Source organism: Pseudomonas sp. BT76 TE3572 (genome assembly GCF_050435365.1).
Classification (GTDB): Bacteria; Pseudomonadota; Gammaproteobacteria; order Pseudomonadales; family Pseudomonadaceae; genus Aquipseudomonas; species Aquipseudomonas fluorescens_W.
Window position 1 is genome coordinate 3,202,244 of record NZ_JBNDKE010000001.1, and the last position, 12,708, is coordinate 3,214,951.

Below are 12,708 nucleotides of genomic sequence, written 5' to 3' on the forward strand. Positions count from 1 at the left end.
TCGGTTTACACCATCAAACAACTAATGCGTGTAAATCACGGCTTGATGACAGGTTCATAAACGACGGTGAACGTCCCGGCAAAGTTACCGGTCTGGCTTTTCGTCGGCGTGGCGGTCCTGATCGACATTGCGCGTTGTACGCCGGCGACGGAGTCCGTTTCGTTGACGATTTCCACAGAGTCGTCAGTCAACATAACACCGCCCATGTAAACCGCCATTGGAATACCGCTAGTGCCATTGTAGAGGGTCGCAGCAGCCTGACCACCCTCGATGTAAGCATTAATCGCGCCTTTCGGATCGGTGTGCTTGAGGTTATGAACGGCACTCACAGGTCGAAAACCGGCACTGCTGTCGTTGTTATCGACCAGGACAATTTCCAGGTCCTTGCCGAAGTCGACATCCTGCGGCGCAACGTTAAAGGTGGCCGTCGGAACGAATGCACGTACGTTAATGGATTGCGAGATGGGCTCAACAGCAAATGCCATGGAAGTGTTCAGTGCCAACACAGCCAGCGGGGAGACGATTGCGAGTTTCTTGAACATTATTCTTTACCTGTTTTTCAAATTGATCGGGCCGTCGAATTGAACAAGCTGCCTTAGCCGCCACCGCTTACGAGATGATGGTGATTTGCCTCATTTCGACGCCGGGAATAGTCGATCAATTGTTCCGGAAAGTAAGCCGGAAAGTTCCTAAACCCCTGTAACCATAGTGCTATAACGCCCGAGTGAAAAAACTCTAAATAACGCAAAAGAGAAAGTACTGCTGTAAGAGACAGACTACAAAGCGCGGAGACTCGGCAATTAATGGTTCACACTCACTAACTAGCATCTGTAAGACAAGTACCACATCTACCGCAAATATTGGCTCCGATGAATCAATTAGAGAGTTTGCACTAATTCAACTTATTTACTTCAACTAAAAGCGCTGACTTTTCCAATCAATAGGTTTTTCGGCGGGGCCTGCCGGGCAAGCGGGTGGAAAGCCATTCGTCGGGGGGCATTGATCTTCTCGCAAGATATATCTTAAGTTGTATCTAAATACGACGAGAGCTGCGAAAAAAAATGAGAGACCATCATTCCCCCCACCGCGAACACGGTGACGGCCGCGACGGCTTCGAAAAACGCCCAGGCCCCGGCCGCGAACGGGGTGGCCGAGGCCCGCGGGTGTTCGCCCCAGGCGATCTGAAACTGCTACTGCTGGCGCTGATCGCCGAGCAGCCCTGCCATGGCTACGACCTGATCCGCCAGATCGAAAGCATGTTCGACGGCGCGTACAGCCCCAGCCCCGGTGTGATTTACCCGACCCTGACCTTCCTTGAAGAAAGCGAAATGATCCAGGGCGACGCCGAGGGCGGAAAAAAACGCTACACCATCACCGACGCCGGCCGACTGTCGTTAAGCGACCAGGCGATCGCACTGGATGGCGTACGGATGCGCATCGAGGTCAGCAAGCGCTCATTGCGCGGCCATGACCGCCCCGCCGAGATCCACGAAGCGGTGCATAACTTGCGTCATGCCTTGCAGATGCATCACGGCCGCTGGAGCCCGGAAGAAATCCTGCGGGTGCGCGACCTGCTCAACAACACCGCTAAAGCCATCGTCGATGGCTCTGCCGTTCAACCCGCTCAGGAGCAAGCCGAATGACTGAAGTGATCGTGCAAACCATTCACCGCGTCATGCATGAAATCAAACGCCGTCGTCTGGAAGTGTTGCGGGTGGTCGACCTGACGCCGCGCATGCGCCGCATCACGCTGGGTGGACCGGAGTTGGCGGGCTTCGTCAGTCTCGGCACGGACGACCACGTCAAACTGTTGTTCCCTCAAAACGCGGCGGAACAAGCCGCCCTGGAAACCCTGGTGCTCGGTGCCGGCAAAGACAACGGGCCGATGCCGGCGATGCGTGATTACACCCCGCGGCGCATTGACCTCGACGCATTGGAACTGGACATCGACTTCGTGCTGCACGGCGACGGCCCTGCCGCGACGTGGGCCGAGCAGGCCAAACCCGGCCAATTCCTGCACATCGGCGGCCCACGGGGCTCGATGATCGTGCCGGACATCTTCGACAGCTACTTGCTGATCGGTGACGAAACCGCCCTGCCCGCGATCGCTCGACGGCTGGAAGGCCTGGCGGCCAATCGCCGCGCATTGGTGATCGTGGAAGTCGAGAACGGCGCCGAACAGCAGCTTCTGGAAAGCGCCGCGCAGGTCAATGTGATCTGGGTATTGCGCGAGGGCGGCAAGGACAACCTGCTCAAGACCGTGAAGCAGCTGCAAGTGCCCAGCGGCAATCTGTACGCATGGGTGGCGACCGAGAGCAAAGTATCGCGGCAGATACGCCGGGTGTTGCTGGATGAACACGGGCTTAACGAGCAGTCCGTCAAAGCCGTCGGCTACTGGCGGCTGGATGACAGCGACGAAGATTGATTCTGGCTGGCGGCGCTATCGGCGCCGCCCAAGCTGACGGTCGCCCCCCATCACTAGCAAGGCAATCACCACAAACCCCACCAATAACCCCCCGGCATTCACAAACACCTGTGGATAACCCAGCTTGGCGACATCAATGAACGGATAGGGATAAACCGCCAGCAGATGCCCGCGCCACAACGAGTACGCGAAATACACCACGGGATAGATCACCCACGCCGCGACATGCCGCAGTCGCAACGTGCCTTTCGGCACACAGCACCACCAATACGCCAGAAACAGCAGTGGCATGACGTCATGCATCAGCTCATCGGCCAGCCATTGCCAGCCTTGCGGATGCCATAAATGGCGCAACAACACGTTGTACCCCAGGCCGACCACGGCGATGCTCACGGCAATGCCGCTACTGACCCACGGCTGTAAAAACCAGCGTCGCGCGGCCGACTCGCGGGACGTCAGCTCACACGTCAGCACGGTCGCCACCAGCGTATTGCTCAGCACGGTGAAATAGCTGAAGAAGCTGATCAGCCCACCGAGCAGGCTGGCTGCCAGCGTCCAGCGTGAGTAGAAAATCAGGTACAGCTGAATGGCCAGTCCCGCCCAGCCGAGCACCGCCGCCACAGCGACAAAACGACGCCTCGCGGCAGAACCTGGCGTCGGTGGGCTGACCATGCTCAGACCGGTCGCTTGGTGCGCATCAACTTCACGTACAAGCGTTCGACCTTCTCCCGCGCCCACGGAGTTTTGCGCAGGAAGGTCAGGCTCGACTTGATGCTCGGATCACTCTTGAAGCAGCGGATATCGATGCGCTCGGCCAGCCCCGACCATTCGTAGTGTTCAACCAGCGCGTTGAGGATTTGCTCCAGCGTCACGCCGTGCAGCGGGTTGTTGTTCTGTTCGGTCATGCCGGGCCTTCGAGCGGTGAAAGAATGGGAAGCCGCGCACCTTAGCCGAGGGGCTGGTCAGGTGGAAGGGCTCTGTGCGCTATCTGTTAAATGTAGGTGAACCCGCAAAGATCGCCTCCCGGCACTGTTACCGAATACGAAAGAATTCATGTCGTTAAAAGCGCTTTCTCTATTTGTAACAGGACATTATCCTTGCGCCCGTCAAGCTGAAACGCTTCCGCTGCCCGCGACATACTGCCGCTTCAGTTCACCCCCCAGAAAAAGACCCAGAATTACTTCCCCTATGCCTTATTTTCAAACTCCGCGAGACAGCGCTGTCTGCACCGCTATTGCCCATCGAAAAGCCCTGAACCTGATCGGCGGATTCACCGCGCTGGGCCTCGCTACTTGCACCCAGGCCGCTCCGGCTTTCGATAGTGATTCGCCGTGGATGCTCGGCGACTGGAACGGCACGCGCACCGAACTTTCGGAAAAAGGCTACGACTTCAAAGTCGATTACACCGGCGAAATGGGCAGCAATCTGCACGGCGGCTACGACCATCACCGCACCGCTCGCTACAGCGACCAGTTTGGCCTCGGCACCCACATGGACCTGCAGAAGATTCTGGGCTGGGACGACGCCGAATTTCAGCTGACCATCACCGAGCGCAACGGCAACAACATCAGCAACGACCGCATCAATGATCCGCGCGTAGGCGGGTTCACCTCGGCTCAGGAAGTCTGGGGTCGCGGACAAACCTGGCGCCTGACGCAGATGTGGTATCAGCAGAAATTCTTCGATCAAAAGCTCGACATCAAGGTCGGTCGTTTTGGCGAAGGCGAAGACTTCAACAGCTTCCCTTGCGACTTCCAGAACCTCGCGTTCTGCGGCTCGCAGGTCGGCAACTGGGTCGGCGGCATCTGGTACAACTGGCCGGTCAGCCAGTGGGCGATGCGGGTCAAATATCACCTGACGCCGGAGCTGTATGCGCAGATCGGAGCCTACGAGCAAAACCCGTCGAACCTCGATCGCGACAATGGTTTCAAGCTCAGCGGCAGTGGCACCCAGGGTGCGATCCTGCCGGTGGAACTGGTGTGGTCGCCGAAGCTCAACGGCCTGCCGGGTGAATACCGCGCCGGCTATTACTACAGCAGTGCCAACGCCACCGACGTTTACAAAGACAGCAACGGTCAGCCGGCAGCCCTGAGCGGCGAGGCTTACCGCAGCGCGTCGAGCAAACACGGGGTGTGGCTGGGTGTGCAGCAACAATTGACCAGCCGCGCCAGCGACAACTCCCGCGGCCTGAGCGTGTTCGCCAACGGCACGATGCACGACAAGAAGACCAACGCCATCGACAACTATGTCCAGGCAGGCGTCGTCTACAAAGGCTTGTTCGATGCACGCGCCAAGGACGACATCGGTTTCGCGCTGGCCCGCGTTCACGTCAACCCGGCCTTTCGCAAGAACGCCGAGGCGACCAATCAGGCCCGCGCCGTTTTCGACTACAACGACCCGTCCTTCCTGCCACCGCAGGACACCGAATACAGCGCCGAACTCTATTACGGCGTGCACGTCACGAACTGGCTGACCGTGCGCCCGAACCTGCAATACATCCGCCACCCCGGTGGCGTGGACCAGGTCGATGACGCGCTGATTGGCGGGATCAAGATCCAGTCCTCGTTCTAACCAACACCACAAACCCTGTGGGAGCGAGCTTGCTCGCGATAAGGCCAGCACAGCCAATATTGATGTTGTCTGACCCAACGCTATCGCGAGCAGGCTCACTCCTACAGGGAATGCATCAACCCAACCATTTTTATATGAACCCTGCCCGCACCGGATCGTCATCTACAGTGAACTTGCGCGGGACTACTTAAAACGTCACGGAGAACCACACTATGAGCACTGATGGTGCTTTGAGTCGAAGCCGTCTGCTGCCGAGCCTGCTCGGTATCCTGCTTCTGCTAATGGGCCTGGCCATGCTGGCCGGGGGGATCAAGCTGAGCATGCTCGGCGGCTCGCTGTATTACCTGCTGGCCGGTATCGGCCTCGCGCTGACAGGGGGGCTGCTGATCGCTGCCCGCCGCTCTGCGCTGGGGCTGTATGCAGTGGTGCTGTTCGCCAGCACCGTCTGGGCCCTGTGGGAAGTCGGCCTCGATTGGTGGCAACTGGTGCCGCGTCTGGCGATGTTGTTTGCCCTCGGTATCGTCCTGCTGCTGCCGTGGGTCCGCCGCCCGCTGCATCTCGGTGAGTTCAATCCGGTCGGCACGGGTGCGCTGAGCGCTGCCGTGGTGATTGCCGGTGTTGCCGCGCTGGCCAGCCAGTTCACCAACCCCGGTGAAATCAAAGGCCAACTGGACCGCGACAGCGTGCCGGGCATGACCAACACCGCCCCGGCCATGCCCGACGGTGACTGGAATTCCTACGGCCGCAGCGCTCACGGCGATCGTTACTCGCCACTGGCGCAGATCACCCCGCAGAACGCGAACAAGCTCGTTCCGGCCTGGACCTTCCGCACCGGCGACCTGCCAGGGCCGAACGACCCGGGCGAAACCACTGCCGAAAACACCCCGCTGAAAGTCAACGGCATGCTCTACGTCTGCACGCCGCACAGCCAGGTGATCGCACTGGACCCGGACACCGGCAAGGAAATCTGGCGTTTCGATCCGAAGCTCTCCACGCAAAACGCGGCGAACTTCAAGGGTTGGGCGCACATGACCTGCCGTGGCGTGACCTATCACGATGACGCCGCCTACGCCTCCGAGCAAAGCCCGACCGGCACTGCCAGCCCTGCGCCGGTCAGCAACGTCTGCCCACGCCGGATCTTCCTGCCGACTGCCGACACCCGTCTGATCGCCCTCGACGCCGACACCGGCAAGATGTGCGAAGACTTTGGCGACAAGGGCCAGGTTGATCTGCGCGCCAACATTGGCGGCTTCACTGCGGGCGGTTACTACTCCACCTCACCTCCAGCGGTCACTAAAGACCTGGTGGTGATTGGCGGCCACGTGACCGACAACGTTTCCACCGACGAGCCAAGCGGCGTGATCCGCGCGTTCGACGTGCACACCGGCAAACTGGTGTGGAACTGGGACAGCGGCAACCCGGACGACACCACGCCGATTGCCGAAGGCAAGGTTTACACCCGTAACTCGCCGAACATGTGGTCCATGTTCGCGGTCGACGAAAAACTCGGCATGCTTTACCTGCCGATGGGCAACCAGACCCCGGACCAGTTCGGTGGCGCACGCACCCCTGAATCGGAATTGCACGCCGCCGGCCTGACCGCCCTCGACATCGGCACCGGCAAGGTGCGCTGGCACTTCCAGTTCACCCACCATGACCTGTGGGACATGGACGTCGGCGGCCAGCCAACCCTGATGGACCTGAAAACGGCTGATGGCGTGAAGCCAGCGGTACTCGCGTCCACCAAGCAAGGCAGCATCTACGTGCTGGACCGCAGCACCGGCAAGGCCATCGTGCCGATCAACGAAGTGCCGGTGCCGCAAGGCGCTGTCGAAGGTGATCACACTTCGCCAACCCAGCCGAAGTCCGACCTGAACCTGATGCCGCCGCCGCTGAAAGAGCACGACATGTGGGGCGTCACCCCGTTCGACCAACTGATCTGCCGGATCGACTTCAAATCCATGCGTTACGACGGCCCGTTCACGCCGCCATCGCTGCAAGGTTCGATCGTTTATCCAGGCAACTTCGGCGTGTTCGACTGGGGCGGCATCTCGGTTGACCCGGTGCGTCAGATTGCTTTCATGAACCCGGACTACATGGCGTTCAAATCGAAATTGATCCCGGCCGCCGAAATCGCCGCCCAAGGCCCGCGCAAAAGCGAAACCGAAGGCGTGCAGCCCAACAAAGGCGCGCCATACGGCGTCATCCTCGAACCCCTGCTCTCGCCACTGGGCCTGCCGTGCCAGGCACCGGCCTGGGGTTACGTGACAGCGGTCGACCTGACCACCAGCAAAATCATCTGGAAACACAAAAACGGCACCGTGCGCGACAGCTCGCCGGTTCCGATCCCGTTGAGCATGGGCGTGCCTAGCCTGGGCGGTACCTTCGTCACGGCTGGCGGCGTTGGTTTCCTGAGCGGCACCCTCGACCAGTACCTGCGCGCCTATGACGTGAAAAATGGCAAGCAACTGTGGGAAGGCCGCCTGCCAGCCGGCGCGCAAACCACACCGATGACCTACACCGGCAAGGACGGCAAGCAATACGTGCTGGTCGTTGCAGGCGGTCATGGGTCGCTGGGCACCAAGCAAGGTGACTATGTGATTGCGTACAAACTGTCCGAGTAGGTTTTAGCGGCGGTTAAAGGAAAGGCGACTCCTGTGAGGGGGTCGCCTTTTTTTGTGGCCGCAGTTTTCGCCACGCTGCACATCAAAATGTGGGTTGGTCTGAAGAAATTTGCAAACGTCCTATGGAGTTGGCTGTTCTGGAGGAGGATTCCAACAGGTTCCCTCGGTTGTTGTGTCAGAACATCGGGAGATAGGCTTTTCCCGTCGCTGCACATTCAGCGACCGGGTTTGTTCGATCAACCTGTGTACGGTTCGCCCCCCAACTGCTGGGTCTCAGCAGTGGCGGGCGCCCTTTCTGAGTCGTCATTCCTGACGCAGGTCAAAGCTGCCAAGGATGTCTACATCGGGGATCCCCGGGCCTTTGGCCACGACATGGAAAGACATTTTGTAGTGTTGAACACTTTCATCGAAATTGACGGTAAAGGTGCCTTCATTCGCGATGGCCTTATCCCGAATCGGCCCTGAGCCGGTGACATATAACAGCTTATGAAAAGTCAGTGATAAGTCCGTTTGGTTCCGTTTAACGAGAATGTAGATGACTCTGAAATCACTGGCTGGATCGTTGCCCCCTTCTCTCCCGCTGCAGTGATAAAACTCGCCATCAAAAAAAACGCCGACCTTATCCGCGTCGAAGTCACGCTGGCTCTGGACTTTTGCGGCGTAGGTTCCAGTTGTACTGGAAGTTACTGTGCGTTCGGTTGTCATATTCAGCTCCATTGAATTGCAAGGTGGAGCGTCAAATCGTACGAGTCGATCGCTAAAAGCGTAACTGACAGAACTGACAGGTTTTTAGACCGATACCTTTGAAATGACCGCGAGGCTTATGCTTTTTGCTTCGTCGCGAAAGCTGCGTCACACAAACGAGCGGTAACTGGCTTGCCTGGAATGGAGGCTACACAGTCGAAATTGATTGCGACTGACACTCCGCCATCGTCGGAACGCCGCCCGGACCAAGCCCGCTCCCACAGTGGGACGGTGTACACCCGAGGCTTCTCACCACTCAACAGGCCGAGCGTTAGCTCGCCTGCAGCTCTTGATCTTGATCCACCCGCCCCCTCGGAAGGCTGAGTGGAGGTGTTCATCCGGGGAGTGGCGCGCAGCGCCGTTCGACGCAGTCGAACACGCTGCATGTAGGTCGTCGCGAAGCAGACCGGAGGGCAGTGTCCCCGGATGGATACCGGAGCGAAGGAACGCCGAGCCTCAGCGAGGGGCCGGACGCTCGGGGCGAGCGCTTTTGGTTACTTTTGACTGGGCCGGCATTCCGGGCGTTTGTTAAAAGTGACTCGCCGTAAGGGCGAAACCCTAAGCCGCCGTTACCGCGGCAACGGATATGTACACCATCAACCCAGAACATGGTCGGCCCAAAGGCCGCCAAGTCAAACGCACCTGTCAAAACCCTGAACACACACCCAGAAATATCCCAAGCCATTGAAACCACCCCCCACCTGCCCCATCTAAGACCCATACCCCATTGCGCAGGTGCCCCATGAGCGACCAGCAAGAATTCCCCGAAGACCCGAGCGAATACGCCGACCCAGAGAACGCCGAACACCACTCCACCGGCAAAGGCCTCGCCCTGCCAGGCCAGAACCTGCCGGACAAGGTCTACATCATCCCGATCCACAACCGCCCGTTCTTCCCGGCCCAAGTACTGCCGGTCATCGTCAATGAAGAACCGTGGGCCGAAACCCTCGACCTGGTGAGCAAATCCGATCACCACTCCCTGGCCCTGTTCTACATGGACACGCCTCAGGAAGATCCGCGCCATTTCGACACCTCGGCCCTGCCGCTCTACGGCACCCTGGTCAAGGTGCATCACGCCAGTCGCGAAAACGGCAAACTGCAATTCGTCGCCCAAGGCCTCACTCGCGTGCGCATCCGCACCTGGCTCAAGCACCATCGCCCGCCGTACCTGGTGGAAGTCGAATACCCGCACCAGCCCACCGAGCCGACCGACGAGGTCAAGGCCTACGGCATGGCGCTGATCAACGCGATCAAGGAACTGCTGCCGCTCAACCCGCTGTACAGCGAAGAGCTGAAAAACTACCTCAACCGCTTCAGCCCCAACGATCCGTCACCGCTGACCGACTTCGCCGCGGCCCTGACATCGGCCACCGGCAGCGAGCTGCAAGAAGTGCTCGACTGCGTCCCCATGCTCAAACGCATGGAAAAAGTCCTGCCGATGCTGCGCAAGGAAGTCGAAGTCGCGCGCCTGCAGAAAGAAATTTCCGCCGAAGTTAACCGCAAGATCGGCGAGCATCAGCGCGAGTTCTTCCTCAAGGAACAACTCAAGGTCATCCAGCAAGAGCTGGGCCTGACCAAGGACGACCGCAGCGCCGACATTGAGCAGTTCGAACAACGCCTGGAAGGCAAGGTTTTGCCGGCTCAAGCGCAAAAACGCATTGAAGAGGAAATGAACAAGCTGTCGATCCTCGAAACCGGTTCGCCGGAGTATGCGGTCACCCGCAACTACCTCGACTGGGCGACCTCGGTGCCGTGGGGCGTGTACGGTGAGGACAAACTCGACCTCAAGCACGCGCGCAAGGTCTTGGACAAACACCATGCCGGCCTCGACGACATCAAGGACCGCATCCTCGAGTTCCTCGCCGTCGGTGCCTACAAAGGCGAGATCAGCGGCTCCATCGTGCTGCTGGTCGGCCCGCCGGGCGTGGGTAAAACCAGCGTCGGCAAATCCATCGCCGAATCCCTCGGCCGGCCGTTCTACCGCTTCAGCCTCGGTGGCATGCGCGACGAAGCCGAGATCAAGGGCCATCGCCGCACGTACATCGGCGCGCAGCCGGGCAAACTCGTCCATGCGCTGAAAGATGTCGAAGTGATGAACCCGGTGATCATGCTCGACGAGATCGACAAGATGGGCCAGAGCTACCAGGGCGACCCGGCCTCGGCGCTGCTGGAAACCCTCGACCCGGAACAGAACGTCGAATTCCTCGACCACTACCTGGACTTGCGTCTGGACCTGTCGAAAGTGCTGTTCATCTGCACCGCCAACACCCTGGATTCGATCCCCGGCCCGTTGCTCGACCGGATGGAAGTGATTCGCCTGTCGGGTTACATCACCGAAGAAAAAATCGCCATCGCCAAGCGTCACCTGTGGCCAAAGCAGCTGGAAAAGGCCGGCGTGTCCAAAGGCAGCCTGAGCATCAGCGACAGCGCCCTCAAAGCGTTGATCGACGGATACGCCCGTGAAGCCGGCGTGCGGCAGTTGGAAAAACAACTGGGCAAACTGGTGCGCAAAGCCGTTGTGAAACTGATCGACGAGCCGAAAGCGGTGATCAAGCTCGGCCCGAAAGACCTCGAAGCCTCACTCGGCCATCCGGTGTTCCGTAACGAGCAAGTGCTGTCCGGTACCGGCGTCATCACCGGGCTGGCCTGGACCAGCATGGGCGGCGCGACCTTGCCGATTGAAGCCACGCGTATCCACACTTTGAACCGTGGTTTCAAACTCACCGGGCAATTGGGTGACGTGATGAAAGAGTCGGCAGAAATCGCCTACAGCTACGTCAGCTCCAACCTGAAGTCGTTTGGCGGTGATCCGAAGTTCTTCGATGAAGCCTTCGTTCACCTGCACGTCCCGGAAGGCGCCACCCCGAAAGACGGCCCAAGCGCCGGCGTGACCATGGCCAGCGCCCTGCTCTCGCTCGCCCGAAACCAGGCGCCGAAAAAAGGCATCGCCATGACCGGCGAACTGACGCTGACCGGGCATGTACTGCCAATTGGCGGGGTGCGCGAGAAGGTGATTGCGGCGCGGCGGCAGAAGATCTTTGAATTGATTCTGCCGGAGCCAAACCGCGGTAGCTTTGAAGAACTGCCGGATTATCTGAAGGAAGGGATTACGGTGCACTTTGCCAAGCGCTTTGCGGATGTGGCGAAAATTCTGTTCTAACCCCTTTAACTGATCGTTCCCACGCTCTGCGTGGGAACGATCATCTCCCGTAGCGCCGTCACAATTTGTCTCATCTTCGGTTATGCTCGCCGTTCGTCGTGAATGCCGGAGCCACTGACCTTATGTCCCCCACCCGCCTGTTTGTCCCCCTCGCCCTCTCCTTGCTGGCCGCGTGCGCCACGCAACCGAAACAGAACGTGACCGTGGAAAAACAAAGCGAATGCCCGGTGCAACTGCACAACGGGCAAAACCTGATTCTGACCCTGCCAAGCAACCCGACCACGGGTTACCGCTGGGCGATCCAGGATTCGGCCGGTGGCGTATTGCGCGCACTCAGCCCCGAGGTTTACAGCAATCCGGAAGACGTGGGGATCGTCGGCAGCGCCGGCCTCTCGACCTGGCGCTTCCAGTCCTTTGCCGCTGGCACGGGCCGTTTGCGCCTGACTTACTCACAGCCATGGGCACCTGAAGTACCGGCAGTGCAAACCTTCGACTGCGCGATCTCGGTTAACTGATTGTGGGCTGGCTGATTCTGGCGCTGATGGGCGCGGTGACGTTCCTCTACGGCGTCAGTGTGCATGCGGCGTTGCTGTGCCTGCTGGTCAAGCCGCTGCCGGTTTTGGCCTTGCTCGGCTGGTTACATGATGCACCGCCCACCGAGTATCGACGCTGGATCAGCCTTGGATTGATTTTCTCCCTGCTCGGCGATGTGCTGCTGGCGTGGCCGGGGGATTTGTTTGTGTTCGGTCTCGGGGCGTTTTTGGTTGCCCACTTGGCGTATCTGAAGGCCTATTTGAGCGATTGCCGGCGGGTGGCGCTTTTACCGTTGATCATCGCTTTGGGCGTCGGCGCGGTGTTGTTGGGGATCTTGATTTCCAATGGGCTGGGTCCATTGCTCATCCCGGTGATCGTCTACGGTCTGGCCATCAGCGCAATGCTTTGGCGGGCGCTGGCCCGGCTCGGTACCGACGTGCCCAAACGCTCGGCGCTGCTGGCGGCGGCAGGTGCGGTGGCGTTTGTGTTTTCCGACAGCGTGATTGGCATCAATCGATTCGTCGCGCCGTTTCATGCCGCGCCTTACGTGATAATCCTCAGCTATTGGTTGGGGCAATGGGGGATTGCAGCCTCGGCATTTAATAAAGAAAAATATCAACTCGGGCAGATTTCATAACCATAAAATCGAC

At 59.3% G+C, this 12,708-nt stretch carries 11 protein-coding genes; 7 read left to right on the plus strand and 4 right to left on the minus strand.

Annotated elements, in window-relative coordinates:
* Positions 1-35 precede the first annotated feature (35 nt).
* On the minus strand, positions 36-542 hold the full coding sequence (locus tag ABH912_RS14655) for a CS1 type fimbrial major subunit (protein WP_429510987.1): 507 nt from the start codon (positions 540-542) through the stop codon (positions 36-38).
* A gap of 519 nt (positions 543-1,061) precedes the next feature.
* Between ABH912_RS14655 and ABH912_RS14660 the strand changes: the two genes are divergently transcribed.
* Positions 1,062-1,643 (plus strand): PadR family transcriptional regulator, encoded by a 582-nt coding sequence (locus tag ABH912_RS14660; protein WP_429510988.1) that lies wholly within the window; start codon positions 1,062-1,064, stop codon positions 1,641-1,643.
* On the plus strand, positions 1,640-2,425 hold the full coding sequence (locus ABH912_RS14665) for a siderophore-interacting protein (protein ID WP_429510989.1): 786 nt from the start codon (positions 1,640-1,642) through the stop codon (positions 2,423-2,425). Before ABH912_RS14660 ends, ABH912_RS14665 begins: the two co-directional genes overlap by 4 nt.
* Positions 2,426-2,440: 15 nt before the next feature.
* On the opposite strand, the gene ABH912_RS14670 is transcribed toward ABH912_RS14665, so the two are convergent.
* A complete protein-coding gene (locus ABH912_RS14670) occupies positions 2,441-3,097 on the minus strand; it encodes a Pr6Pr family membrane protein (protein ID WP_429510990.1) in 657 nt (218 codons plus the stop codon).
* Between the two features lie 2 nt (positions 3,098-3,099).
* Positions 3,100-3,330, minus strand: a complete 231-nt coding sequence (locus tag ABH912_RS14675) for a VF530 family DNA-binding protein (protein ID WP_007944895.1) — start codon at positions 3,328-3,330, stop codon at positions 3,100-3,102.
* 283 nt (positions 3,331-3,613) lie between these two features.
* Between ABH912_RS14675 and ABH912_RS14680 the strand changes: the two genes are divergently transcribed.
* Positions 3,614-4,996 carry a carbohydrate porin gene (locus ABH912_RS14680; protein WP_429510991.1) on the plus strand — a complete coding sequence of 461 codons (1,383 nt, stop codon included), beginning with the start codon at positions 3,614-3,616 and terminating at the stop codon, positions 4,994-4,996.
* Positions 4,997-5,208: 212 nt separating this feature from the next.
* Entirely contained in the window at positions 5,209-7,620 is a 2,412-nt protein-coding gene (locus ABH912_RS14685; protein ID WP_429510992.1) for a glucose/quinate/shikimate family membrane-bound PQQ-dependent dehydrogenase, read from the plus strand.
* A gap of 303 nt (positions 7,621-7,923) precedes the next feature.
* Here the strand turns inward: ABH912_RS14685 and ABH912_RS14690 are convergent, their stop codons facing one another.
* The gene (locus tag ABH912_RS14690; protein WP_033057405.1) at positions 7,924-8,325 is read right to left on the minus strand and encodes a hypothetical protein; all 402 of its coding nucleotides are present in this window, start codon (positions 8,323-8,325) and stop codon (positions 7,924-7,926) included.
* A 781-nt stretch (positions 8,326-9,106) separates the two neighbouring features.
* Here ABH912_RS14690 and lon point away from each other — a divergent pair.
* The 3 genes from lon (at position 9,107) to ABH912_RS14705 (ending at position 12,695) form a co-directional block, all read left to right on the plus strand.
* Positions 9,107-11,524, plus strand: coding sequence for an endopeptidase La (lon, locus tag ABH912_RS14695; protein WP_429510993.1), 2,418 nt, complete (start codon positions 9,107-9,109; stop codon positions 11,522-11,524).
* A gap of 122 nt (positions 11,525-11,646) precedes the next feature.
* The gene (locus ABH912_RS14700; protein ID WP_429510994.1) at positions 11,647-12,039 is read left to right on the plus strand and encodes a protease inhibitor I42 family protein; all 393 of its coding nucleotides are present in this window, start codon (positions 11,647-11,649) and stop codon (positions 12,037-12,039) included.
* Positions 12,040-12,041: 2 nt separating this feature from the next.
* On the plus strand, positions 12,042-12,695 hold the full coding sequence (locus ABH912_RS14705; protein ID WP_429510995.1) for a lysoplasmalogenase: 654 nt from the start codon (positions 12,042-12,044) through the stop codon (positions 12,693-12,695).
* Positions 12,696-12,708: the final 13 nt, after the last annotated feature.

Coding starts and splice junctions, on each gene's coding strand:
- ABH912_RS14655 (WP_429510987.1), bottom strand. CDS start 542: ATGTTCAAGAAACTCGCAATCGTCTCCCCGCTGGCTGTGTTGGCACTG.
- ABH912_RS14660 (WP_429510988.1), top strand. CDS start 1,062: ATGAGAGACCATCATTCCCCCCACCGCGAACACGGTGACGGCCGCGAC.
- ABH912_RS14665 (WP_429510989.1), top strand. CDS start 1,640: ATGACTGAAGTGATCGTGCAAACCATTCACCGCGTCATGCATGAAATC.
- ABH912_RS14670 (WP_429510990.1), bottom strand. CDS start 3,097: ATGGTCAGCCCACCGACGCCAGGTTCTGCCGCGAGGCGTCGTTTTGTC.
- ABH912_RS14675 (WP_007944895.1), bottom strand. CDS start 3,330: ATGACCGAACAGAACAACAACCCGCTGCACGGCGTGACGCTGGAGCAA.
- ABH912_RS14680 (WP_429510991.1), top strand. CDS start 3,614: ATGCCTTATTTTCAAACTCCGCGAGACAGCGCTGTCTGCACCGCTATT.
- ABH912_RS14685 (WP_429510992.1), top strand. CDS start 5,209: ATGAGCACTGATGGTGCTTTGAGTCGAAGCCGTCTGCTGCCGAGCCTG.
- ABH912_RS14690 (WP_033057405.1), bottom strand. CDS start 8,325: ATGACAACCGAACGCACAGTAACTTCCAGTACAACTGGAACCTACGCC.
- lon (WP_429510993.1), top strand. CDS start 9,107: ATGAGCGACCAGCAAGAATTCCCCGAAGACCCGAGCGAATACGCCGAC.
- ABH912_RS14700 (WP_429510994.1), top strand. CDS start 11,647: ATGTCCCCCACCCGCCTGTTTGTCCCCCTCGCCCTCTCCTTGCTGGCC.